The sequence below is a fragment of the Microbacterium sp. LMI13-1-1.1 genome, assembly GCF_040815625.1.
GTDB classification, from domain to species: Bacteria; Actinomycetota; Actinomycetes; order Actinomycetales; family Microbacteriaceae; genus Microbacterium; species Microbacterium forte.
Genome location: NZ_JBFPNL010000008.1, coordinates 154,246 through 175,439 on the forward strand (window position 1 = coordinate 154,246; position 21,194 = coordinate 175,439).

26 protein-coding genes are annotated in these 21,194 nt (G+C 66.7%); 12 read left to right on the plus strand and 14 right to left on the minus strand.

Features of this window, described 5'->3' with window-relative positions; translation table 11 throughout:
- Nucleotides 1-21: 21 nt before the first annotated feature.
- Together MRBLMI13_RS18105 and MRBLMI13_RS18110 are read right to left on the minus strand one after the other, a co-directional pair.
- A complete protein-coding gene (locus tag MRBLMI13_RS18105; RefSeq protein WP_367824401.1) occupies nucleotides 22-1,986 on the minus strand; it encodes a M13 family metallopeptidase in 1,965 nt (654 codons plus the stop codon).
- A gap of 63 nt (nucleotides 1,987-2,049) precedes the next feature.
- Entirely contained in the window at nucleotides 2,050-2,607 is a 558-nt protein-coding gene (locus MRBLMI13_RS18110) for a DUF1992 domain-containing protein (RefSeq protein WP_309691692.1), read from the minus strand.
- 114 nt (nucleotides 2,608-2,721) lie between these two features.
- Between MRBLMI13_RS18110 and MRBLMI13_RS18115 the strand changes: the two genes are divergently transcribed.
- The gene (locus MRBLMI13_RS18115; protein ID WP_056374550.1) at nucleotides 2,722-4,041 is read left to right on the plus strand and encodes an MATE family efflux transporter; all 1,320 of its coding nucleotides are present in this window, start codon (nucleotides 2,722-2,724) and stop codon (nucleotides 4,039-4,041) included.
- A gap of 116 nt (nucleotides 4,042-4,157) precedes the next feature.
- Nucleotides 4,158-4,349, plus strand: a complete 192-nt coding sequence (locus tag MRBLMI13_RS18120) for a hypothetical protein (protein WP_367824478.1) — start codon at nucleotides 4,158-4,160, stop codon at nucleotides 4,347-4,349.
- Between the two features lie 15 nt (nucleotides 4,350-4,364).
- On the opposite strand, the gene MRBLMI13_RS18125 is transcribed toward MRBLMI13_RS18120, so the two are convergent.
- Together MRBLMI13_RS18125 and MRBLMI13_RS18130 are read right to left on the minus strand one after the other, a co-directional pair.
- On the minus strand, nucleotides 4,365-4,832 hold the full coding sequence (locus MRBLMI13_RS18125) for a VOC family protein (RefSeq protein WP_153302259.1): 468 nt from the start codon (nucleotides 4,830-4,832) through the stop codon (nucleotides 4,365-4,367).
- Nucleotides 4,833-4,902: 70 nt separating this feature from the next.
- Nucleotides 4,903-5,562, minus strand: a complete 660-nt coding sequence (locus tag MRBLMI13_RS18130) for a TrmH family RNA methyltransferase (RefSeq protein ID WP_194285970.1) — start codon at nucleotides 5,560-5,562, stop codon at nucleotides 4,903-4,905.
- 70 nt (nucleotides 5,563-5,632) lie between these two features.
- Here MRBLMI13_RS18130 and MRBLMI13_RS18135 point away from each other — a divergent pair, with 70 nt between their 5' ends.
- The gene (locus MRBLMI13_RS18135; protein WP_367824403.1) at nucleotides 5,633-6,922 is read left to right on the plus strand and encodes an Nramp family divalent metal transporter; all 1,290 of its coding nucleotides are present in this window, start codon (nucleotides 5,633-5,635) and stop codon (nucleotides 6,920-6,922) included.
- A 122-nt stretch (nucleotides 6,923-7,044) separates the two neighbouring features.
- Here the strand turns inward: MRBLMI13_RS18135 and MRBLMI13_RS18140 are convergent, their stop codons facing one another.
- Nucleotides 7,045-9,606 carry a rhamnogalacturonan lyase gene (locus tag MRBLMI13_RS18140; protein ID WP_367824405.1) on the minus strand — a complete coding sequence of 854 codons (2,562 nt, stop codon included), beginning with the start codon at nucleotides 9,604-9,606 and terminating at the stop codon, nucleotides 7,045-7,047.
- 158 nt (nucleotides 9,607-9,764) lie between these two features.
- On the opposite strand from MRBLMI13_RS18140, the gene MRBLMI13_RS18145 reads away from it, so the two are divergent.
- Genes MRBLMI13_RS18145 through MRBLMI13_RS18165 form a run of 5 tightly spaced genes read left to right on the plus strand, consistent with a single transcriptional unit; the run spans nucleotide 9,765 to nucleotide 12,314 of the window.
- Nucleotides 9,765-10,067 (plus strand): hypothetical protein, encoded by a 303-nt coding sequence (locus tag MRBLMI13_RS18145; RefSeq protein WP_056374557.1) that lies wholly within the window; start codon nucleotides 9,765-9,767, stop codon nucleotides 10,065-10,067.
- 14 nt (nucleotides 10,068-10,081) lie between these two features.
- A complete protein-coding gene (locus tag MRBLMI13_RS18150; RefSeq protein ID WP_042541275.1) occupies nucleotides 10,082-10,714 on the plus strand; it encodes a metal-dependent transcriptional regulator in 633 nt (210 codons plus the stop codon).
- 55 nt (nucleotides 10,715-10,769) lie between these two features.
- Nucleotides 10,770-11,579 (plus strand): HAD-IIA family hydrolase, encoded by an 810-nt coding sequence (locus tag MRBLMI13_RS18155; protein WP_056374561.1) that lies wholly within the window; start codon nucleotides 10,770-10,772, stop codon nucleotides 11,577-11,579.
- 1 nt (nucleotide 11,580) lies between these two features.
- Nucleotides 11,581-12,150 (plus strand): YdeI/OmpD-associated family protein, encoded by a 570-nt coding sequence (locus MRBLMI13_RS18160; RefSeq protein WP_042541271.1) that lies wholly within the window; start codon nucleotides 11,581-11,583, stop codon nucleotides 12,148-12,150.
- Nucleotides 12,147-12,314 (plus strand): hypothetical protein, encoded by a 168-nt coding sequence (locus tag MRBLMI13_RS18165; protein ID WP_367824408.1) that lies wholly within the window; start codon nucleotides 12,147-12,149, stop codon nucleotides 12,312-12,314. Before MRBLMI13_RS18160 ends, MRBLMI13_RS18165 begins: the two co-directional genes overlap by 4 nt.
- 27 nt (nucleotides 12,315-12,341) lie before the next feature.
- Here the strand turns inward: MRBLMI13_RS18165 and MRBLMI13_RS18170 are convergent, their stop codons facing one another.
- From MRBLMI13_RS18170 to pyrE, 3 genes are all read right to left on the minus strand, one after another.
- A complete protein-coding gene (locus MRBLMI13_RS18170) occupies nucleotides 12,342-13,499 on the minus strand; it encodes an anhydro-N-acetylmuramic acid kinase (protein WP_367824410.1) in 1,158 nt (385 codons plus the stop codon).
- Nucleotides 13,500-13,674: 175 nt separating this feature from the next.
- Entirely contained in the window at nucleotides 13,675-14,577 is a 903-nt protein-coding gene (locus MRBLMI13_RS18175) for an ROK family protein (RefSeq protein WP_367824412.1), read from the minus strand.
- On the minus strand, nucleotides 14,574-15,134 hold the full coding sequence (gene pyrE / locus MRBLMI13_RS18180) for an orotate phosphoribosyltransferase (protein ID WP_367824414.1): 561 nt from the start codon (nucleotides 15,132-15,134) through the stop codon (nucleotides 14,574-14,576). The genes MRBLMI13_RS18175 and pyrE overlap by 4 nt, the downstream gene beginning before the upstream one ends.
- A 37-nt stretch (nucleotides 15,135-15,171) precedes the next feature.
- On the opposite strand from pyrE, the gene MRBLMI13_RS18185 reads away from it, so the two are divergent.
- Nucleotides 15,172-16,020 carry an exodeoxyribonuclease III gene (locus tag MRBLMI13_RS18185; RefSeq protein WP_367824416.1) on the plus strand — a complete coding sequence of 283 codons (849 nt, stop codon included), beginning with the start codon at nucleotides 15,172-15,174 and terminating at the stop codon, nucleotides 16,018-16,020.
- Between the two features lie 38 nt (nucleotides 16,021-16,058).
- Complete coding sequence (locus tag MRBLMI13_RS18190; RefSeq protein ID WP_367824418.1) at nucleotides 16,059-16,868, plus strand: Cof-type HAD-IIB family hydrolase; 810 nt, start codon at nucleotides 16,059-16,061, stop codon at nucleotides 16,866-16,868.
- Nucleotides 16,869-16,889: 21 nt separating this feature from the next.
- On the opposite strand, the gene MRBLMI13_RS18195 is transcribed toward MRBLMI13_RS18190, so the two are convergent.
- Nucleotides 16,890-17,123 (minus strand): hypothetical protein, encoded by a 234-nt coding sequence (locus tag MRBLMI13_RS18195; protein ID WP_367824420.1) that lies wholly within the window; start codon nucleotides 17,121-17,123, stop codon nucleotides 16,890-16,892.
- Between the two features lie 306 nt (nucleotides 17,124-17,429).
- Between MRBLMI13_RS18195 and MRBLMI13_RS18200 the strand changes: the two genes are divergently transcribed.
- Nucleotides 17,430-17,702, plus strand: coding sequence for a hypothetical protein (locus MRBLMI13_RS18200; protein WP_367824422.1), 273 nt, complete (start codon nucleotides 17,430-17,432; stop codon nucleotides 17,700-17,702).
- 614 nt (nucleotides 17,703-18,316) lie between these two features.
- Here the strand turns inward: MRBLMI13_RS18200 and MRBLMI13_RS18205 are convergent.
- From MRBLMI13_RS18205 to MRBLMI13_RS18225, 5 genes are all read right to left on the minus strand, one after another.
- On the minus strand, nucleotides 18,317-18,781 hold the full coding sequence (locus MRBLMI13_RS18205; protein ID WP_367824424.1) for a hypothetical protein: 465 nt from the start codon (nucleotides 18,779-18,781) through the stop codon (nucleotides 18,317-18,319).
- Between the two features lie 195 nt (nucleotides 18,782-18,976).
- On the minus strand, nucleotides 18,977-19,243 hold the full coding sequence (locus MRBLMI13_RS18210) for a hypothetical protein (protein ID WP_367824426.1): 267 nt from the start codon (nucleotides 19,241-19,243) through the stop codon (nucleotides 18,977-18,979).
- A gap of 72 nt (nucleotides 19,244-19,315) precedes the next feature.
- On the minus strand, nucleotides 19,316-19,447 hold the full coding sequence (locus tag MRBLMI13_RS18215) for a hypothetical protein (protein ID WP_367824428.1): 132 nt from the start codon (nucleotides 19,445-19,447) through the stop codon (nucleotides 19,316-19,318).
- Nucleotides 19,448-19,472: 25 nt separating this feature from the next.
- On the minus strand, nucleotides 19,473-19,739 hold the full coding sequence (locus MRBLMI13_RS18220) for a hypothetical protein (protein ID WP_367824430.1): 267 nt from the start codon (nucleotides 19,737-19,739) through the stop codon (nucleotides 19,473-19,475).
- Nucleotides 19,740-19,743: 4 nt separating this feature from the next.
- On the minus strand, nucleotides 19,744-20,550 hold the full coding sequence (locus MRBLMI13_RS18225; RefSeq protein ID WP_367824480.1) for an RHS repeat-associated core domain-containing protein: 807 nt from the start codon (nucleotides 20,548-20,550) through the stop codon (nucleotides 19,744-19,746).
- On the opposite strand from MRBLMI13_RS18225, the gene MRBLMI13_RS18230 reads away from it, so the two are divergent.
- Nucleotides 20,447-20,803, plus strand: a complete 357-nt coding sequence (locus MRBLMI13_RS18230) for a hypothetical protein (RefSeq protein ID WP_367824483.1) — start codon at nucleotides 20,447-20,449, stop codon at nucleotides 20,801-20,803. The genes MRBLMI13_RS18225 and MRBLMI13_RS18230 overlap by 104 nt on opposite strands.
- Nucleotides 20,804-21,194: the final 391 nt, after the last annotated feature.

Genomic DNA, 21,194 nt, shown 5'->3' on the forward strand with positions numbered 1-21,194 from the left:
TGATCGGCTACGCGGAACGACTCACCAGATCGTCACTCGCGAACCCTGCGGCAGCCACAGCGCGTCGGATTCGGAGACGTCGAACGCCTCGTAGAAGGCGTCGATGTTGCGGACGATCTGGTTGCAGCGGAACTCGTTCGGCGAGTGCGGGTCGATCGTGAGCAGTCGCAGCGTCTCGGCGTCGCGGCTCTTCTGCTGCCAGACCTGCGCCCACGATAGAAGAAGGCGCTGCACGCCCGTGTAGCCGTCGATGACCGGCGCCTCCTCTCCGCCGAGCGCGATCTCGTAGGCCTTGAGCGCGATGCCGAGGCCGCCCAGGTCGCCGATGTTCTCACCGATCGTCAGGGCGCCGTTGACGTGATGCTCGGCGTCGAGGCCTTCGGGCACGAGCTCGTCGTACTGCGCGATCAGTGCCTTGGTGCGCTGCTCGAACGCCGTGCGATCCGCATCCGTCCACCAGTCCTCGAGCTTGCCGTCTCCGTCGTAGCGGCTGCCCTGGTCGTCGAATCCGTGACCGATCTCATGGCCGATGACCGCGCCGATCCCGCCGTAGTTGGCAGCCGCATCACGCGACGCATCGAAGAACGGATACTGCAGGATCGCCGCCGGGAACACGATCTCGTTCATCGACGGGTTGTAGTACGCGTTGACCATCTGCGGCGGCATGTGCCACTCGTCCCGGTCGATCGGCTTTCCCACCTTCGCGACGTTGCGGTCGTGCTCGAAGATCGCCGCTCGCCGCACGTTGCCGAACAGGTCCGCGCGGTCGATCTCGAGGCTCGAATAGTCGCGCCAGACGGCGGGGTGGCCGATCTTCGGCGTGAACGAGTCGAGCTTGGCGAGAGCTCGCTCGCGGGTCTCGGCCGTCATCCACTCGAGGTCGGTGATGCTCTGCCGATAGGCCTCGATGAGGTTCGCGACGAGCTCGTCCATCGCCGCCTTCGCCGTCGGCGGGTAGTGCCGCTCGACGTACACCTTGCCTATCGCCTCGCTCAGCGCGCCCTCGGTCACCGAGACGCCGCGCTTCCACCGCTCGCGGATCGAGGGGACGCCGGTCAGCTCGGTGCCGTAGAACGAGAAGTTCTCCTGCACGAAGTCGTCGGTCAGATACGGAGCCGCGGCGTGAATGACCTGCGCGCGCAGCCAGGCCTTCCAATCGTCGAGGCGCTCGGGGGTGAGCAGCGATCCGAGCCCTTCGAGGAAGCTCGGCTGCGAGACGACCACCTCGGCGAAGGCCTCGGGGTGGGCCGGCGCGACGGAGTCGCGCCACGGCTCGAGGTCGACACCGGCGAGCTCCTGGATCTCGGCCCATGTCTTGAGGTTGTAGGTGGCGACGGCGTCGCGACTGCGCACGTTGTCCCAGTGGTGGCCCGCGAGCTCGGTCTCGAGGGCGATCGAGCGGTCGGCGGTGCCCGCGGCATCGGCGACACCGGCGAGCGCCAGCAGACGCTCGAGGTGGGCGCGGTAGGCCGCTCGGGTCTCGGCGAAGGTGTCGAGTCTGAAGTAGCTCTCGTCCGGCAGCGACAGGCCGGACTGCACGATCACCGGAAGGTAGCGCTCGGGATCTCCGGGGTCGCCGTCGACGTAGAACCCGATCAGGTGCGCGCGACCGTCGCGGTCGTAGGCGCCGACGGTGCGCAGGAACGCGGGGATGTCATCGATCGCCTCGATCTCGGCGAGGGTCTCGGCGAGCGGCGCGACACCGGCCTCGGCGATGCGCTCGGTGTCCATGAAGCTCGCGAACAGGTCGCCGATCTTGCGAGCGAGGGTGCCCGGTTCGGCATCCTGCGACTCCTCGATGATCGCCCTGACGTCCTTCTCGGCCTGCTCGGCGAGCAGATGGAACGAGCCCCAGCGCGCCTTGTCGCCGGGGATCTCGGTGCGGGCGAGCCATGCGCCGTTGACATGGCGGTACAGGTCATCCTGCGGGCGGATGTCGGAGCTGAACTCGGAGGTCTCAAGGCCAGAGGGAAGCACGTCGGTCATGCCGACCAGCCTAGGCGTCGCTCCGACATTCGGGCGGGAACGGGCTGGCGGTCCTCGCCGACCTCAGCCCCGGCGACGGATGCCGAAGCGACGCGTGCGCGGCTGGATCGGCTCCGGCGTCGGCCGGGCGGCCAGGCGCGCCGCACGACGCTCGGCCCACGCGGCCACCTCGGCGTCGATGTCGCGAGGCTCCGTCACGACGGGCGGTCCGCCCTGCAGCTGACGTCGAGCCTCGATGACCCGACGGTTGAAGTCCTCGAGCACCTCCCGCACGTCGACCTCGCGACCGAGCAGGTCGAGCTGGTCGTCGAGCTCTCGGTTCTCGGTCCGCAGCAGGATGGCGGGCGGGCCGAGACCCGTCAGGTTCTCCTGCTCGATCTTGCGCCGGATCCACCAGTCCGGGTCGTGGTGCGTGCCGAGACCCTCGAGCGGCTTGCCGGCTCCGGGGAGATCGTCGAAGTCGCCCCTGCGGATCGCGACCTGGATCGCCGTCTCGATGAAGGCGGCCCGGTCGGTGGCTGCGGCGATGCCCGGTGCCGTGCCGGATTCGGCATCCTCGCCGTCGTTCTCACTCTGCTGTCGCGCGCGGTACCTCGCCGCGGCCTCTCGTGGATCCGTCATGGGCGCCTCCGTCGCATCCGGGATTCCTCCAGGGTACGACTGCACGGGATCCGGCGGGCCGAGTGCGGGCGCGCTGGATGCTCTGAGGTCGGCGCCAGCCCATAGGCTCGGAGGATGACCGAGCGCACTCTCAATCGTGAGATCCTGCGCCTCGCCGTCCCCGCGCTCGGCGCCCTGATGGCGGAGCCCGCGTTCCTCATCGTCGACGCCGCCCTGGTCGGGCACCTCGGCACGACGCCGCTCGCCGGGCTCGGCATCGCGGGTGCGGTGCTGCAGACGATCGTCGGACTCATGGTCTTCCTCGCCTACTCGACGACCCCGGCCGTCGCCAGGCTGTTCGGCGCCGGCAGGCCGGGCGAGGCCGTCTCGGTCGGGATCAACGGCATGTGGCTGGCGCTGGCGATCGGGGCCGTGCTCGCCGCGGCCGGGGCGGTCGCCTCGCCGTGGCTCGTGTCGCTGTTCGGCGCGAGCGAGGCCGTGGCCGCCGATGCCAACGCCTATCTGGTCGTCTCGATGTGGGGGCTCCCGGCGATGCTCATCGTGTTCGCCGCCACCGGACTGCTCCGCGGGATGCAGGACACCATGACGCCCCTGTGGATCGCCGGCATCGGCTTCGGCGCGAACGCGCTGCTCAACGTGCTGTTCATCTACGGGCTGGGCTGGGGCATCGCCGGGTCGGCGGCCGGCACGGTCGTCGCCCAGTGGGGCATGGTCGGCGCCTACGTGCTCGTGATCCGGCGCCTCGCCGCGAAGCACGATGCGTCGCTGATGGCGCAGCGAGCGGGCATGGGCAGCACTGCGCGTTCGGGCGGCTGGCTGTTCCTGCGCACGGTGAGCCTGCGGGCTGCGCTGTTGGCGACCGTCGCGGTCGCCACGGGCATCGGCACGGAGGAACTCGCCGGGTGGCAGATCGTCTTCACCATCTTCTCGGCGGCCGCGTTCGCACTGGATGCCCTCGCGATCGCGGCCCAGGCACTGATCGGCAAGGAGCTCGGCGCGGGCGACGAACGGCAGGTGCACCGGGTGCTCAGACGCACGGTCGCCTGGGGAGTGTGGTTCGGCGTCGTGGTCGGCGCGCTCATCGCGGCGCTCTCGGGTGTGCTCGGCATCGTGTTCACGGGCGATCCGTCGATCGCCGCGCTCGTGCAGCCTGCGCTCCTCATCCTCGCGGTCGCGCAGCCGATCGCGGGTGTCGTCTTCGTGCTCGACGGGGTGCTGATGGGTGCGAACGACGCGCGCTATCTCGCGATCGCGGGTGGCCTGAACCTCCTGCCGTTCCTCCCGGCACTCTGGGTCATCGCCGCGACCGGCGTCGACGACACCGCAGGTCTCGTCTGGCTCTCGGTCGCGTTCTTCGGGGTGTACCTGCTCGCTCGGCTGGCCACCCTCGGCTGGCGCGTGCGCTCGGGACGCTGGGTCACTGCCGGCGTCTAGCACTGCACGATCACTGCGAATCCGGAGTTCTGCACGTATCCCGGAATCTCGGAAACTCTCCCGTCGCAGCCCTGGCATTCTCATCGGAAGCGAACGAGAATCGGAGCGTGCTGACCATGAACGAGCCTCAGGTGTGGGTCCTGATCGGCGTCTTCGCCGCCGCGATGTTCGGCATGGTCACGGTCGTCTCGACCTTGTTCATCCATGTCGTGAAGACTGAGATCCAGAGCGTGCATCGCCGGATCGACACGCTCGACCGCGATGTGACGGCCCTATACCGGAACACGTTCGGCATAGATCGCGACTGAGGACGCCGCGAGAGGTCAGGCGTTCTCGAGTTCGGCGATCACGATCTTCTTCATGTGCATGAGCGCCTGGATCTGCTCCGGCCTCTGCTGCAGCAGATCGAGGCCTGCGGGCACGACCTGCCAGCTGACGCCGAACCTGTCCTTGCACCAACCGCACGCCTCCGACTCCGGCACGGCCGAGAGCGCCTGCCAGTAGTGGTCGATCTCGGCCTGGTCCTCGCATCCGATCACGAACGAGATCGACTCGTTGAACGCGAACTCAGGTCCGCCGTCGAGGCATCCGAACGGCGAGCCGTTCAGCGTGAAGTCGCCGTTGAGGACCTTGCCGGTCATCCCTTCGAAGTGTCGATCGAGCGATTCGTCGGGGTAGAGCACCACCTGGTCGATCGACGAGTTCGGGAACACCGAGACGTAGTACTCCATCGCCTCCTGCGCCTGACCGTCGAACCAGAGGAACGGGCGGATGCGACTGATCTCTGCCATGTCGACCTCCTCAGATCGGCACTCACGCTACGCCCGCGCAGCCGCCGTGTCGAGAGGGTCCGCCCACCTGTCAGCCCGCGTGCCTCCGGCACCACTCGTACATGATCACGGCGGCTGCCGCGCTGGCGTTGATCGATCGCGTCGAGCCGTACTGCGTGATCTCGATATGGGCCGACGCCGCGGCGAGCGCGGCATCCGACAGCCCCGGCCCCTCCTGTCCGAACAGCAGCACGCAGCGCTGCGGCAGGTCGGCGCGGTCGACCGGCACTGCGCCGTCGACGTTGTCGACCGCGATGACCGGCAGCCCCTCTGCCGCGGCCCAGGCGGTGAACGTCTCCACGTCCTCGTGGTGCACGACGTGCTGGTAGCGGTCGGTGACCATGGCGCCCCGTCTGTTCCAGCGGCGCCGCCCGATGATGTGCACGGTATCGGCGAGGAACGCGTTGGCGCTGCGCACGATCGAGCCGATGTTCATGTCGTGCTGCCAGTTCTCGATCGCGACGTGGAACGGATGCCGTCTGGTGTCGAGGTCGGCGACGATCGCGTCCATCCGCCAGTAGCGGTAGCGATCGATCACATTGCGCGTGTCGCCGACCGTCAGCAGCTCAGGGTCGTACTGCTCTCCCGCGGGCCATTCCGCCTCGCCTCCGGGCCACGGCCCCACTCCGTAGCCGGGCTGCGCCGACGATCCGCCTGTCTCTGCTGCATCCGCGGCCGCCTGCTCTTCCATTCCGCCAGGCTATCCGCCGAGCCCCGCACAGCATATTTAGGTACACCGAAAAATCCGCTACGATTTCGGCATGCCTAAAAATTCCGCACTCGAGACGGCTGCGCCGACCGCTCGCGCCACCGCGCCCCGCAGCCTCTGGCTTCTCGGCCCCGCGCTGGTGGCCGGCGTCGCGTATCTCGATCCGGGCAACGTCGCGAGCAACATGACCGCGGGCGCTCAGTACGGGTACCTGCTCGTGTGGGTCGTGGTCGCCGGCAACATCATGGCCTGGCTGATCCAGTACCTCTCGGCCAAACTCGGAGTCGTCACCGGTCAGAGCCTGCCCGAAGTGCTGGGAACGCGACTGAAGAACCCGTGGGCACGACGCGCGTACTGGCTGCAGGCCGAGCTCGTCGCGATGGCGACCGATCTGGCCGAGGTCATCGGCGGCGCCGTCGCTCTGTATCTGCTGTTCGACATCCCCCTGCTGCTCGGCGGGATCATCACCGGGGCGGTGTCGATGATCCTGCTGGCGGTGCAGAGCCGCCGAGGGCCCCGACCCTTCGAGTTCGTGATCATCGCGCTCATGGTGATCATCACCGTGGGTTTCATCGCGGGCCTCTTCGTCGCCCCGCCCGACGCCTCGAGCATCGTCGGCGGCCTCGTGCCCCGCTTCGAGGACACCGGATCGGTGCTGCTCGCCGCATCCATCCTCGGTGCCACGATCATGCCGCACGCGATCTACGCGCACTCGTCGCTCACCCGAGACCGCTTCGGCTCGACGACGACCGATGCGCCGACGGAGGCCGTGCGCACGGAGACCTCGCGCATCCGTCGCCTGCTCACCGCGACCCGGTGGGACGTCTCGATCGCGATGGTCATCGCGGGTACGGTGAATCTCGGCATCCTGCTGCTCGCGGCCGCGAACCTCGCCGGTGTCGAGGGCACCGACTCGCTCGAAGGCGCGCACGCCGCGCTGGCCACAGGGCTCGGTCCTGTCGTCGCGACGTTCTTCGCGGTAGGGCTGCTGGCCTCAGGCCTCGCCTCGACGTCGGTGGGCGCCTACGCGGGGGCCGAGATCATGCACGGACTGCTGCACGTGCGCATCCCGCTGCTCGCGCGTCGGCTGGTGACTCTGATCCCCGCGCTCGTGATCCTCGGCATCGGCTTCGATCCGACGCTCGCCCTCGTGCTCAGCCAGGTCGTGCTCTCGTTCGGCATCCCCTTCGCCCTGATCCCGCTCATCGCGCTCACGGCTCAGCGCCGCACACTCGGCGTCTGGGCGAACCGCCTGTGGACGACGGCGGCCGGCATCATCGCGTCCGTCCTGCTCATCGCCCTCAACGGCGCCCTGCTCTGGCTGGTGCTCACCGGCGCCTGAACCGCAGCCCCTCGAGCAGACAGGCACCGGGACGCAAGACGCAGGGGTCAGGACGCAAGACGCAGGGCGCACAGAACCGCCCCGAGCCGGCACGGGAAGAGTCGACTCGGGGCGGCGATCTGTCACCGAGAGCGGAGGTTCTCCGTCCATCGCGAGGTCGCGCCGTCGGCGATGCGGTAGCCGGCGTCCGGCACCGCCACGACGGTCACCTCACCGGTGACCCGCACCTTGCCGCCCGGCGATTCGACCTTCTCGCCGTTCACGTAGTAGCTGACGCCCTTCACGTTCGTCGGCACCTTGACCTCGTCGCGAGAGGTGCCCGGCTTGTCGGTGAACTTCGGCGCCTTCGGCTCCGTCGGGGCCGTCAGCACCGGCACGTTCGCCCAGTCGAGGTCACTCGCGAGATAGAACGAGGTGTACGCCGGCTGGTTGTAGGTCGTCTGCTGACGCGCGGTCTCAGCCCGGTACTGCACATCGTGCATGAGGGTCGTGAGCTTGTGCGCCGTGGGCTCGGTCGTGGTGAAGAACCGCAGCGCGCTCGAGTCGGCCGTGCGCACCAGCAGCTCCTCGCGCCAGTCGCCCAGCACATCGGCGACGAGCGAGGGGTTGCCCTTCGTGCCGTTGTTGGTGAGCGTGCCCGTCGCGGTGAGCACAGTGCCTCGCGTCCAGTCGTCGATGGTCGGCGTCTGGTCGCCGCTGCCGTTGACGAGCTGCGTCGTCAGGTCGCCCGCCCAGCGGATCGACATGTTCGTGCCGGGCGTCTGCGCCTGCAGCACCTCGCCCCTCGCACTGAGCAGACCGCTGCCCTCCGTGCCGCCGGGCATGCTCGACCACACCTCGATGCCGGGCACGTCCGGCCGCACGTCGCCGATCATCGCCCGACCCGTGTCTCGGCCCGAGTAGGCGCCGAAGAGGGACTCTCCCGTGGCGGCGTCACGCATCACAGACCCGTAAGGTGCGCTGGTCGCGCCCTCATGGGCTGTCCAGATCTCCACACCGGGGCGGCTCGGATCGATGTCTGTCACGTGCATCGCGTCGCCGTGTCCCAGGCGCACCGATGCTCCGGGATCCGCACTGCCCTCGGGGAGCACGTCGAACGAGCTGTACAGCAGGCTGCCGTCGTCGTCGATCGTCGCGGAACCGTAGACGAGCTCCTGCCTGCCGTCGCCATCCACGTCGGCGAAGCTCAGCGAGTGATCGCCCTGCGTCGTGATGGTGCCGAACTCGGGGTCGGTGCCGTCCCTGCCGTGCGGGGAGTCGTTGAACGGGTTGGTCATGGGCACGTGGCCGCTGTCGACATCCCAGCGGGCCTTCAGCCGCTTGCCGTCCCAGTCGAAGGCCGCGACGGTCGTACGTGTGTAGTAGCCGCGGTCGAAGACCGCGGACGGATGCTGACCGTCGAGGTATCCGACTCCCGCGAGGAAGCGGTCGACGCGGTTGCCCGGCTCGATGCGCGACATCGCGTAGTCGCCCCACAGCAGGCCGTCGTCGCCGCGCTCGGTCGGATACGGGATGGTCTGCAGCTCCTTGCCCGTCGCGCTGTCGAAGACGGTGAGGTACTCGGGCCCGTCGACGATGAACCCCTCGAACTCTCGCAGCAGGTTGCGAGCGCTGCGACCGGGCGCGTACACGTCGATGAAGGTCCTGGCGAGCTCCTGCGCCGACTCGGGAGAGAGCGGATACTCGTGCGCGACGGGCATGCCCCACGCCTCTTCGAGAGTGGCCGGCCACTGACCCGACACGACCTCCTCCCGCTCACTCCAGCCGAGGAACATCTCGACGAGGTGCTGCTCGTAGTCCGCGGCGCTGAGTCGGTAGTCGTCGTCGTTCGAGTAGCCCGCCTTGCGGTCGTCTTTCGGCAGCGTGATGTACGACTCGCTCGCGACGCTGCCGTCGGCGGTGTACTGCACGGACTTCGTGCCAGGGGCCGTCTTCAGCATCGTCTCGGAGCGTCCGTCGCCGTCGAAGTCGTAGACGAGGAACTGCGTGTAGTGCGCACCGGCGCGGATGTTCACGCCGAGATCGAGGCGATTGAGCAGCGTGCCGTCGAGCTCGTAGGTGTCGAGGTAGACGGGGCCCGTGTAGCCGCGCTGCGAGACGTCCTTCGAGTTCGAGGGGTCCCACTTCACGACGTACTCGTATTGCCCGTCGCCGTCGACGTCGCCGACCGACACGTCGTTGGCCGAGTAGGTGTAGGCCTCGCCCTTCGGTGTGACGCCGTCGGCGGGCTTCTGCAGCGGAAGATCGTAGTGCCCCTCAGCCCACGCAGACACGGACGGCGATGCGGATGCCGTCAGCTCGACGCCGTTCACCACCGGGACCACGGAGTACTGCGATGCGGCCGCGCCGTCGGCATCCGCGTAGTTCGTGCTGTCGGTGATCGTGGCGATCTTCGCTCCGTCGCGGTAGACGGCGAAGTCGGGACCCGCGAGCCCCGTGGCGGTCGCACCGCTCGCCTCGGTGGCGAGCAGTCTCCAGCTGAGGAAGACCCCGCCGGCGGTCGAGACGGCGACAAGACCGCGGTCGAGCGTCTCGAGCTGTGGCGTCTTCGGACCGGAGTCATGGCGACCGGCCGTCGGCGCTGTGGGCGACGCCGCCGTCGCACTCTGCGCGCCTCCCACGAGGAGGCAGCCGACTGCGGCCACCGCCACGACGGCGCGGAACGATTGGTGTCGGATATTCATCGTCGAAATCCTTCTCTGGGCATGGCGCCCGCTCGGATAGCGTTTTCCCGTGCCCGGTCGAAGCTACCCGCAGAGCTCGTCCCCCGTCAAGGAATCCGGGCCGATTGACACGATTCACAGCGTGCGCGGCGGAGTGCTCCGACGGTTAGGCTCGAAGGATGTCTGCCGAAACCGCGCGCCGCAACGTCCGCATCCTCACCTGGATCGGCATCGCGACCGGCGTGATCGGCGGGCTGCTCGTCGCCTTCCCCACCGTGCTGCCCTTCGGCGGTCCCTGGGTGCAGCTCGCCCTGGGCATCGCGACCCTCGTGCTGGCCTTCCGCGCGCGCAAGATCGGCATCGCCGAGATCGAGGGGTTCGACGGTCGGCTCTCGCTGTTCGCCGCGCTGCTCGGGTTCCTCATCGTGTTCTTCGCGGGCCAGGTCGCCTTCGGGATCCTCGTCGACGTCGCGAACCCCTGATCTAGGCTGGACCCGTGGCATCCCCTGCAGCAGACGACTACCTGAAGACCGTCTACGCGCACACCGAATGGCAGGACGCGCCGATCACCCCCTCGGTGCTCGCGGCGAAGCTCGGCATCGCCCCGTCGTCGGTGACCGAGATGGTCAAGAAGCTCGCCGCCGCCGGGCTCGTCTCGCACGTTCCCTACGGCGCGGTGCGCTTGACGGATGCCGGCACGCAGCGAGCTCTGGCCATGGTGCGTCGACACCGCCTGATCGAGACCTGGCTGGTGCAGGAGTTCGGCTACGGATGGGACGAGGTGCACGACGAAGCCGAGGTGCTCGAGCACACGATCAGCGACCGTCTGCTCGAGGGCATCGACGCACGCCTCGGACGCCCGCGGTTCGACCCGCACGGCGACGCGATCCCCGATGCCGCAGGTGTCGTCGAACGCGAACCTTTCGTGCTTCTCGCCGATGCGCCGTCGGGGCACGTCGGACGCGTGCTGCGCGTCGATGACCGAGACCCGGAACTGCTGCGTGCTCTCGAGGGGGCGGGCGTCACCGTCGCCGCGAACATCACGACCACCCCCACGGGCATCGAGCTCGAGGGCACCGCGACCGAGCTCCCCGACGGCGCCGCGCAGGTCGTCTGGCTCAGCGCCTGAGAACCTCGTCAGAACCTGACACCTGCCCGTAACCGCCGCCGCATAGGCTGTGCACATGGCACACCGCGACAACATCGAATGCTGGCTGACCGACATGGACGGCGTGCTCGTTCATGAGAACGATGCCATCCCCGGAGCGTCCGAGCTGCTCGCAGGGTGGGAGCAGAACGAGATCCCCTACCTCGTGCTGACGAACAACTCGATCTTCACTGCTCGTGACCTGTCGGCCCGCCTTCGCGCCAGCGGTCTCGTCGTGCCCGAGGAGCGGATCTGGACCTCGGCACTGGCGACGGCCGACTTCCTCGCGCAGCAGCTGCCCGGCGGCTCGGCCTTCGTGATCGGCGAGGCGGGCATCCTCACAGCCCTGCACGAGGCCGGCTTCATCATGACCGAGACGAACCCCGACTTCGTGGTCGTCGGCGAGACCCGCAACTACTCGTTCGAGGCGATCACCAAGGCGATCCGGCTCATCATCAAGGGCGCGCGCTTCATCGTCACGAACCCGGATGCCACCGGGCCGTCAGCCGACGGCGTGATGCCGGCGACGGGCGCGATCGCGGCCCTGATCACCAAGGCCACGGGCAAGGAGCCGTACGTCGTCGGCAAGCCGAACCCGATGATGTTCCGCTCGGCCCTCAACAAGATCGGCGCGCACTCGAAGAAGACCGGCATGATCGGCGACCGCATGGACACCGACATCATCGCCGGCATCGAGGCAGGACTGCACACCGTGCTCGTCATGACGGGCATCAGCGACGAGGCCGAGGTCGAGAAGTACCCGTTCCGCCCCGACGAGATCGTCGACTCGGTCGCCGATCTGCTGCCGACGGTCACCGAGTCGATTCCGACGCTCGACGAGGACTGAGATGGGCGCGCTCGACGAAGGAGAACGGGTCGTCGCAGCGGATGCGGCCGCTTGGCGCGCCTGGCTCGAAGAGCATCACGAGCGCACCTCCGGCGTCTGGCTGTTGAGCGTGCGCGGTCAGAACGAGGGCAGGGTGGGATACGACGACGCCGTGCGTCAGGCTCTGTGCTTCGGATGGATCGACGGCCCCGTGCGCACGTTCGACGACGAGACCGTGGGTCAGTGGTTCTCGCCCCGCCGACGCGGCAGCGGGTGGGCGGCGACCAACAAGGCGCGGCTGATCGACCTCGAGGCCGCCGGGCTGCTCGCGCCCGCCGGCATCCGCGTGCTCGAGACCGCCAAGGCCGACGGGTCGTGGACACTGCTCGACGGCCCGGAGGCGGGCATCGAGCCGCCGGAGCTGACCGAGGCGCTGGATGCCGTGCCCGCTGCACGAGCCAACTGGGACGCCTTTCCGAAGTCGGTCAAGAAGTTCGGCCTGACGCACATCGCGATGGCAAAGCGTGCAGAGACGCGATCCGCGCGGATCGCGAAGATCGTGGCGGATGCCGCCGAAGGGAAGCGCCCATGAACCAGTCCGACCTGCTGTTCCTGGTGATCTTCGTGATCCTGCTCAGCTCGCTCACCGTGTTCATCGTGCAGGTCGTCCGCTCCCGTCGCCGCGGCGGAGGCGACGGCGACGGCCGCGCCGGCTGGTGGGAAGGCCCCTGGGACGACGACGACCGCAAGCGCTGACCGGCGGCGCTTCGCACCCGACGTGGATCAGCGCAGCGTCAGGCTGCGCACGCGCTCGACGGGCTCGGGCATGCGCAACGGCCCGGCGCCCGGTGTGATCGTGCCGAGGATGCGCGGCTCGCGAGCTCCCGTGCCGCCGGGCGTCACCGCGGCGACTCCGTGCAGGGTGCACCACCCGATCAGGGCGAAGAGGATCGCCTCCTTGCTGTCGACCGGGGCACCGAGCTCATCGGCGAGCACGACCTCGACGCCGGGGAGCGCATCGCGCAGTCCCTGCATGATCAGCGGGTTGTGGCATCCGCCACCGGAGACGGCCAGGAATCGGATGCCGGCGGCACGCACGTCCTGAGCCACCGTGCGGACGGTGAGTTCCGTGAGGGTGCGCACGAGGTCTTCCGCTGCGATGTCGTGCTGCGCCCGGTCGACGTGGCCGCGCACATAGTCGAGGTGGAAGTGCTCCTTGCCCGTGCTCTTCGGGGCGGGGAGCGCGTAATAGGGGTCGGCGAGGAGCGTGGCCAGCAGCGCCTCGTCGACCGATCCGGTGCGGGCGATCGCGGCGTCCGCGTCGTACCCGCGCTCGTTCAGCCCTTCCGCCACGACGACGGCGTCGACCAGCGCGTTCGCCGGACCGATGTCAAACGCCGAGAGCCCGTCGGCGCCCACCACGGTCATGTTCGCGATGCCGCCGAGATTGACCGCCGCCGACACCCCGGCGCGGCCGCGCAGCAGCAGTTCGTCGAGGAACGACACGAGCGGGGCCCCGTGGCCGCCTGCGGTGATGTCGCGGATGCGGACGTCAGACACGACCGGCGCGCCGACCCGCTCGGCGATCCATGCCGGCTGGCCGATCTGCAGCGTGCCGAGCGCGTGGCCGTCGGCGACCCAGTGGAAGACGGTCTGGCCGTGCGTGCACACGGCATCCACTCCCCCGACCGCGTCGGATGCCGCGGCGGCGACCTCGGCGAAGGCCTGCCCGATCAGAGTGTCGAGCTCGCAGACCTCGGCGAGGGTGGTCGGTGCGGGTGGCAGCGCGGCGACGAGTCGGGCACGGAGGTCTGGCGAGTACGGGATGCTGTCCTCGTGCAGCACCGTGCCGTGCAGCGCGCCCTCGCTCTCCTCGAAATCCACGACCGTGACGTCGATGCCGTCGTGCGAGGTGCCCGAGAGCAGTCCGAGCATGCGCATGTGTGTTCCTTCCGTCGCCTGCTACGAGCGTAAGGCCGATTTGTTAGGGAGGCGAACGGAATTCATGACGGAACGGGGTTGCTGCTCGGTTTCCGAAAGCTCGGCAGGAGCCTTGATGCACTCGAGGCGGATATCGGGGCTGCCCTCGACAGATTGGCGAAGTGCGGCGCTGACGTCAGCGCAGGACGAGCGCCGCGGCGCCGATGAGCGGCCCCTCGTCACCGAGTCCCGAGCGCACGACTCGGGTGCGACGCGAGTAGTCGTGCGCCGCGCTCGCGGTGAGGGCCTGCTGCACGAGGTCGATGTAGTCGGCGGAGACCCGAGAGAAACCGCCGCCGATCGCGACGGTGTCGAGGTCGACGAGGGTCGCGGCATCCGCCAGGGCTTCGCCGACGGCCTTCGCCGAACGTTCGATGGCAGCGCGGGCGATGGTGTCGCCCGCCGCAGCATCCCGCGCCAGGTCCTCGCCGGTCGATCCCGTCCAGCCCTGCTGCTGCGCCCAGACGGCACTCGCCGGGCCGGAGGCGATCTCCTCGAGCGTGAGTCCGCCCTCGCGGCGCACCTGGCCCAGGTGTCCGGCATTGCCGGTGGCGCCGGGAATGTATGCGCCGTTGACGACGAACCCTCCACCGACTCCGGTCGAGACGACGATCGACAGTGAGGCGCCGGCGTCCTGCGTGGCACCGAGCCACGACTCGGCGAGCGCGAGCGCCCCGCCGTCGTGGCCGAGAATGGTCGGCACCTCGCGGCCGAGCGCAGCGGATGCCGCAGAGCGCACCGATTCCGCGAGCCCGAATCCCCGCGCAAGCGGCATGTTCACCGGCATGATCGCGCCGGCGCCGCGGTCGATCGGGCCGGCACTGCCCGCTCCCGCACCGACGAGTTCCGCGTCAGCGGGGAGAGCAGCCAGAGCATGCGTGACGATCGCGATGACGGCCAGGTCCAGCGATTCGAGCGTCGCCTCGCGTCCGGTCGCCTGACGCGAGCGGCTGCCGTCGACCAGCACGCCGTGCTCGCTCACGAGCGCGGCCTCCATCTTGGTGCCGCCGACGTCGACGGCGAGTGCGTAGCGGGTCACTGGGGGTCGAGTCCGAGGTCGTCGAGGTCGAAGGCCGCGCGCCATTCGAGACCCTCGGCTTCGATCGCGGCCTGAGCGCCGGTCTTGCGGTCGACGATCACGGCGACGGCGACGATCTCGGCGCCCTCCTCGCGCAGCGCCTCGACGGCCTTGAGCGCGGACTGGCCGGTGGTCGAGGTGTCCTCGAGCACCACGACGCGCTTGCCCTTGACGTCTGCGCCCTCGATCTGGCGGCCGCGGCCGTGATCCTTCGGCTCCTTGCGCACCACGAAGGCATCGAGCGGCTTGTCGGCGGCGACGGAGGCGTGCAGCACCGAGTTGGCGATCGGGTCGGCGCCGAGGGTCAGGCCACCGACCGCCACGACGTCGAGGTCGCCGATCAGGTCGAGCATGATGCGGCCGATCGCGGGAGCGGCGCGGTGGTCGAGGGTGAGCTTGCGCATGTCGACGTAGTACGTCGCTTTCTTGCCGCTCGAGAGCGTGAAGTCTCCGTGGAACACGGCCTCGTCCTTGATCAGGTCGAGGAGGGTCTGGCGGTCAGCGTCGAGTGCGGTCACGGCATCCAGTGTAGGAGGTGGGCCCTAGGCTTGACGCATGCGCTTGGCCACCTGGAACGTCAACTCCATCCGCACCCGCGTCACCCGCACCGTCGAGTTCGCCGTCAGGGAAGACATCGACGTGCTGGCGATGCAGGAGATCAAGTGCAAACCCGAGCAGTTCCCCTATGCTCCGTTCGAAGAGGCCGGCTACCACGTCGAGGTCCACGGACTGAATCAGTGGAACGGCGTCGCGATCGCGAGCCGGCTGCCGATCACCGATGTGCGCACGGCGTTCGACGGCATGCCGGGCTTCGCCAAGGGGCATGAGGGGCCGGATGCTCCGCTCGAGGCTCGCGCCCTCGGTGTGCTCGTCGACGGCGTGCGCGTGTGGAGCCTGTACGTGCCGAACGGCCGCTCGCTCGACGACCCGCACTACGCCTACAAGCTGCACTGGCTCGAAGAGCTGAAGAAGTCGACCGCTGCCGAGCTCGCGGCGAACCCCGATCTGCCCCTCGCCCTGGTGGGCGACTTCAACATCATCCCGTTCGACGCCGACAACGGCGACCCCGACATCGTCGAGGGCGTCTCGACGCACGTCTCGCCGCAGGAGCGCGAGGCCTTCTTCGCGTTCGGCGACGCGGGAGTCACCGACGTCGTGCGCCCGCTGCTTCCTGAGGGCTACACGTACTGGGACTACCAGCGCCTGAAGTTCCCTCGCAACGAGGGCATCCGCATCGACTTCATCCTCGGCTCGAAGACGCTTGCAGAGGCGGTCACCGGCGCATCCATCCACCGGGAAGAGCGCAAGGGCGAGCAGCCCAGCGATCACGTTCCCGTGGTCGTCGAGTTCGACCTCGGCGGTGCCGACGAAGACGACGACGACCTGCCGATGATCTTCTCCTGACTTCCCCGTCGTTGAGCGAGCGAAGCGAGACGTAACGGATGACTCTGCGCCTGATCGCCACGGACCTCGACGGCACTCTGCTGACGTCGGCATCCGAGGTGAGCGTGCGCACGCGCGCGGCGCTCGACGCGGCGCGGGCACGCGGCATCCACGTCGTTCCGGTGACGGCCCGTCAGCCGATCGGCTTGCGCACTCTCGCGAGTGATGCGGGATTCGACGGATGGGCGCTGTGCAGCAACGGCGCCTACGCGACCCACCTCGTCGACGGACGGATGCTGTTCGCCGAAGAGCTACCGGCAGAGACCATCCGCACCCTGGCCGAGGCGCTGCGCGCCAGCATCCCCGGGCTGCTGTTCGCGAGCGTGCGGGAGGGCGGCGAGACGTTCGTGCCCCAGCACGGCTACGCCGAGATCGCCGACCTCGCCGACCACAAGCGCGATCCGCGCACGATGGGCGGCGTCGCCCTCGACCACGTGCTCGCCGCACCGAGCCTCAAGCTGGTGATCCGGCATCCCGAGCTCGCCCCGACAGCGCTGTTCGACGCACTGTGCGCGCTCGAACTCACCGGCTTCGAGGCGACGCTGTCAGGCGCCCCGTTCCTCGAGGTCATGGCCGACGGCGTCACCAAGGCCACCGGGCTGGCTCGCCTCTGCGAGCACCTGGAGATCGAACGCCGCGACGTCATCGCCTTCGGCGATGCCCTCAACGACGTCGAGATGCTGCGCTGGGCCGGCCACGGCGTCGCGATGGCCGGAGCGGCGGACGCCGTGCGGGATGCCGCCGACGAGACCACCGCGTCGAACGACGACGACGGAGTGGCGAGGGTGATCGAGCGGGTGCTCGACTGACCTGAGAACCGGGCAGGCAGGTCAGTCCCGCAGCCACAGAACGTCGAAGATGTTGAATAGGCCAAGCAGCACCATGACGATCCCCGCGAGGACGATCAAGCCGGGTGCGGTTCGCTGGAAGACCATATCGGCAAACGGCTCACCGTGGAATCGCTTCAGACCGGAATGGATCAAGCGGGGAAGCCGTCTCCTGGCGAGAATCAGCGCGGTGCCAGTAAGCACAAGGATGCCGCCAGCGATCAGCGTGGGTTCCATAAGTGTTGACCCTCCCGATCAACAACAGGATCGACGTCGATACTACATCCGCCGCCCACTATGTCACTTTCGATCCAACTGAGATCCCTTCGATGCGTGCAACCCTGAGCAGAGCTCAGTCTCCTCTTCGAAGATGCCGATGCTCACAGCCCACCGCGACCTAGCCGGCACGCACAGCGCCATAAGACGACGGCGACCGCGACGGCGGTCGGATTGATCATCCGCGGCCCGAATCGATTCTCAGTTCATGTCGGAAACGAGCATGAAAGCTCCGAACAACACGAACCCGACGCCGACTATCAGCACGTGGACTGGCGCGGAACCTGGCCTCACCGCGTCGTCAGCGACCGGTTCGCCGAGGAAGATTCGCAGGCCAGCACGAATCAGTTTTGGAATCACTCGGTGGAGGCTCATCAGGACAACGCCAACCAGAATCACGAGAATTCCTATAACACCTTGAGCGGAGATCTCAGGCTCCTTTCTGGAAACATCCCCTTGCTCGGCAGGGTCGAGTCACTCATATTGCCTCCACTCGAAACAACACTCATCACGAACGTCGCGAATCGGGCCGAGCCCTGAACCGAGAGTCATTTCGTTCCGGGGGGTTCGGCGGAACTCGCACGCTCACGTCGAACGATGAGGGCATTGAGAACGAGAAACACGAACATACCCGATGCCGCAAGTGGCGCTAGAGCGAAGAGAATCGTGATGCGACTCCCTGGGGTCTCTGCGATTCCATAAGTCTCGACTGCGCGATTTAGCCAGATCGAAACTAAAGCAAAGCTTGCCCAAGTACCGAATATCAGCCACAGCCGAAGTGGCCATTTTGGAGTTGCAGAGCTCCATCTAGAGATCAAAAATGCGACAACAACGGTCAGGACGCAACCAATCACGGCCAGAACTAGATCATTTCCCAGGCTGGAAGTGTGCCCTTCGGACACCTTCTCCCACGCCAAGCCTCCGGCGGCAGCGAGAGCAATCACAAGACTGGACATCGTCACAAGCGCGCTTACCAAAACCCAAGCGAGCATCTCTCGAATTGGAACGACCCTCACCACGAGCATGCCGCCGAGAACTGATCGGATTCCCAGACTCGGCCCAATGCACCACCGGACCACCCAGGATTAGATGGCCGGGAGGATTCGAGATCCCATGTACCATTCCCGAACGCTTGCTTATTCAACATTCGCCAGCTACCCGGCTTCACAGGAAAAGGTGGCGCCTTCAGCCTGATTAAACCGGACGACTAGGTCTGCCCCCATTTCAAGGGCGCCGTCACGCCACTCAAGAATCACGCCGTCCGCCCCGAACCCAGTACCAGTTTCCTCACGCAACTCCCAATCCTGATACAGATAGATGCGTTCGTTCTGGTCAGAATCGGATACCACTCGGCGTTCCCAAATCACAGGAATTGTTGCGGGCCAACTCTTTGATTCGAAGTCGTATCGAAGATCGTCATTTTCGGCGCTTGCTTCGCAAAGCGTGAACGATCCCGTGTGATCGTCCTTCAACTCGATGATCGAACGGCCGTCCGTCGATACCCAGTTGCCCACATAACTGGACGGTGCTCCTCCTGCGAAAGCACTGCAACCCGACAGAAAGACGAGCGCAACGGACGCCGACCCAATCGGTACGCTGCGCCACATCGACTTAGCCATCTGCATCGTCTCCGTCGGTGCGCAGGAATCGCACGACGTTCTCTTCGCCAGCATCCTCGTCAGCAACGAGGTAGATGATCATGCTCTGCTCTCCGCTGGAGTTGCGCTGAAAATAGATCGGGATGAATGGGCAGGCCGCCTCCGGGGCGAGATAACCGGAGTATGAGGAGTTCTCGAACGTTCGCCATTCCCCCGTCAGAGACACTCGATCAGTCCAGTCCACATCGGCGATACCGACGGCCTGTCCTCGCGGCAGAGCGATGCGGGGAGTTCAGCGTCGAACCTGCCGTCTTCCTGGATCCGAATCGTCGCCGACTCATGATCGCCTGCACGCCACGTTCCCAGTCCGTCCGCACTCTCGAATCCGTAGTCGAAGTCAGAGTTCGCGCTGGCGCACCCAGCGAGGGTAAGCAACGACACGAGGACGATCGCGAATCTCCGCTTGTCGATCGGGTGGTTCATGGGCCGGAATCCTCGCCTTCCAAGTACAGCTGGTTCTGACACTCGAGTCTGGGAAGTTCACCAGCGGCTCTATCAGCCATCATCACTCAATGGCGACCGCAGGGCGAAGTCCGACTCGTGCTCGCCACAGAGATACCAGGAGGGATCCATCCAGTCGAACTCGCCGAAACGACCGATCTCGGCGTGTAGTTCGCCTTCGTTCACGATGGAATCGTAATGCGGAGCACTCTCACGCGCTGACCATCTGCATAATCCCAACCATGCCGAACGTGAACATTGCGACTCCGAGAATCGCTGTAAGAACTCCGACGATGCCCATCATAAAAGGCGTCTGACGACCCGCCGATACACGCGCTGCCTTTTCTCCGAACATTCTTTTTTGCGAGTTATACATGTATTCGTTGAGTGCTCTACGTTTCCAAACGATCGCTATTCCCACACAAAGCAGGCCAATCCCTACGATCAGATTCGGAACAATTGTATCAATCGACACCATTTATCTACGACCCAAATCCTGCGTCAGCCGAACATCCCAAGCCCGCCCCTGCGAAGAAGCCGCCTCCGCCATACGTTAAGGGGCCGTTCTGCTGTATTCCGCCGCTAACGTAGATTCCGGCGGGACCCGCAGAAGCGGCACAGGACCCACCCAAGTATAGACCTCCTGGGGATTCCGATGAAACGCCAGCAGTAAAGGACACACCTGCCTCCAATCCGAACCCTATTCCAATTCGACCCGAGCCATCGTGCCCAAGTGAAGCATTAAGACAAACCCCTGCGCAAATTGACGCTCCAAAGTCAACCGTCCCTTTGTTCTCAGGCTTCCACTCGATGAGTGGCCCCCATTCTGGTCGCGGAGGCTTTTTGTTCGATGTTGTGGGTGTCGGAACCGCCGCCGCCCTGGCAAAGTCGCTGAGCGAGGTGTAGTTGAAGTTCGGCTTTAGCGGCGCGGGGCCCCATGTCGAGTTCGTTACAAGACGCGGTTTGTAATCCGGATTCGGGCGCCGTTGGTAGATAGGCGTTCCATCCGAGAGCGTTTGCACCACCACGTTGACGAAGTAACTTGGCGGCGGGGACGACACGGGCCTCTTACTGCAGTTGACGCCCCACCCGCATCCCTGGTCGAGTCGGAGCCCTGTCGGGTCCATGTACGTGGTCGGGTTGTTGCCCGAGTACGTATAGCCCGTGTTCTGCTGCGGCAGGTTCGTGTCGATCACCGGATCCACAGACAGGAACTTCCCCAACACAGGGTCGTACGTGCGGGCGCCGACCGTCGTCAGCCCCGTCGACGCGGTGACGGGCTTGTTCATATACCCGGTGCCACTCGACCACACACCGTTCGACCCACCGATCGGAGCACCATACGGATCACGCAACATCCGAGTCGTCGTCCCGACGGCGTTCGCGACGGTCTGCACGTCCACCGTCCCCTCCAAGTTCGAGAACAACCACGTCAGCGTCGTCCCCGTGGTCCCGGTCTTCGCCGACTTCTCCGCAATCGGCTTACCCTCCGCACCAGAATATGTCCGCACACCCGACACCACCGAAGAACCCGGCGCCTGAGACGTCGGTTAGGACGCTTTATTCACCCAGACGATCTGCTCATCGGACGCCGTGTCTGGATCTCTCACAGAACCGAGAAAAAGCTTGAGACGGAGGCCGCCGAGGTCACCCACCCACACATCCGAAGACCACGACCCGAGGTCGCAATCACCAGGATCGGGTAAGAACATCAACGAGTAAACTCGATCGTCTTCCGGCGTCTCCCACGTTCCAGAAATCGTAACCGTGTCCGCCCAATCGAGATCATGGATAGTCTCCGCGCCGGGTTCCTCGCACATAAGGTTGGCAGGCCAGTCCTCTGCCACAAAGGAACCGTCTGGATCGAGTGTCAGAGTCAGGCCCTCTTGCGCTACCCACTGGCCAATAACCTGATCCCTCGATACGTCGAATG

Bases quoted from the DNA above. Each gene is read 5' to 3' on its own strand.
- MRBLMI13_RS18105 (WP_367824401.1), bottom strand. From the start codon at position 1,986: ATGACCGACGTGCTTCCCTCTGGCCTTGAGACCTCCGAGTTCAGCTCC.
- MRBLMI13_RS18110 (WP_309691692.1), bottom strand. From the start codon at position 2,607: ATGACGGATCCACGAGAGGCCGCGGCGAGGTACCGCGCGCGACAGCAG.
- MRBLMI13_RS18115 (WP_056374550.1), top strand. From the start codon at position 2,722: ATGACCGAGCGCACTCTCAATCGTGAGATCCTGCGCCTCGCCGTCCCC.
- MRBLMI13_RS18120 (WP_367824478.1), top strand. From the start codon at position 4,158: ATGAACGAGCCTCAGGTGTGGGTCCTGATCGGCGTCTTCGCCGCCGCG.
- MRBLMI13_RS18125 (WP_153302259.1), bottom strand. From the start codon at position 4,832: ATGGCAGAGATCAGTCGCATCCGCCCGTTCCTCTGGTTCGACGGTCAG.
- MRBLMI13_RS18130 (WP_194285970.1), bottom strand. From the start codon at position 5,562: ATGGAAGAGCAGGCGGCCGCGGATGCAGCAGAGACAGGCGGATCGTCG.
- MRBLMI13_RS18135 (WP_367824403.1), top strand. From the start codon at position 5,633: ATGCCTAAAAATTCCGCACTCGAGACGGCTGCGCCGACCGCTCGCGCC.
- MRBLMI13_RS18140 (WP_367824405.1), bottom strand. From the start codon at position 9,606: ATGAATATCCGACACCAATCGTTCCGCGCCGTCGTGGCGGTGGCCGCA.
- MRBLMI13_RS18145 (WP_056374557.1), top strand. From the start codon at position 9,765: ATGTCTGCCGAAACCGCGCGCCGCAACGTCCGCATCCTCACCTGGATC.
- MRBLMI13_RS18155 (WP_056374561.1), top strand. From the start codon at position 10,770: ATGGCACACCGCGACAACATCGAATGCTGGCTGACCGACATGGACGGC.
- MRBLMI13_RS18160 (WP_042541271.1), top strand. From the start codon at position 11,581: ATGGGCGCGCTCGACGAAGGAGAACGGGTCGTCGCAGCGGATGCGGCC.
- MRBLMI13_RS18165 (WP_367824408.1), top strand. From the start codon at position 12,147: ATGAACCAGTCCGACCTGCTGTTCCTGGTGATCTTCGTGATCCTGCTC.
- MRBLMI13_RS18170 (WP_367824410.1), bottom strand. From the start codon at position 13,499: ATGCGCATGCTCGGACTGCTCTCGGGCACCTCGCACGACGGCATCGAC.
- MRBLMI13_RS18185 (WP_367824416.1), top strand. From the start codon at position 15,172: ATGCGCTTGGCCACCTGGAACGTCAACTCCATCCGCACCCGCGTCACC.
- MRBLMI13_RS18190 (WP_367824418.1), top strand. From the start codon at position 16,059: ATGACTCTGCGCCTGATCGCCACGGACCTCGACGGCACTCTGCTGACG.
- MRBLMI13_RS18195 (WP_367824420.1), bottom strand. From the start codon at position 17,123: ATGGAACCCACGCTGATCGCTGGCGGCATCCTTGTGCTTACTGGCACC.
- MRBLMI13_RS18205 (WP_367824424.1), bottom strand. From the start codon at position 18,781: ATGGCTAAGTCGATGTGGCGCAGCGTACCGATTGGGTCGGCGTCCGTT.
- MRBLMI13_RS18210 (WP_367824426.1), bottom strand. From the start codon at position 19,243: ATGAACCACCCGATCGACAAGCGGAGATTCGCGATCGTCCTCGTGTCG.
- MRBLMI13_RS18220 (WP_367824430.1), bottom strand. From the start codon at position 19,739: ATGGTGTCGATTGATACAATTGTTCCGAATCTGATCGTAGGGATTGGC.
- MRBLMI13_RS18225 (WP_367824480.1), bottom strand. From the start codon at position 20,550: ATGAACAAGCCCGTCACCGCGTCGACGGGGCTGACGACGGTCGGCGCC.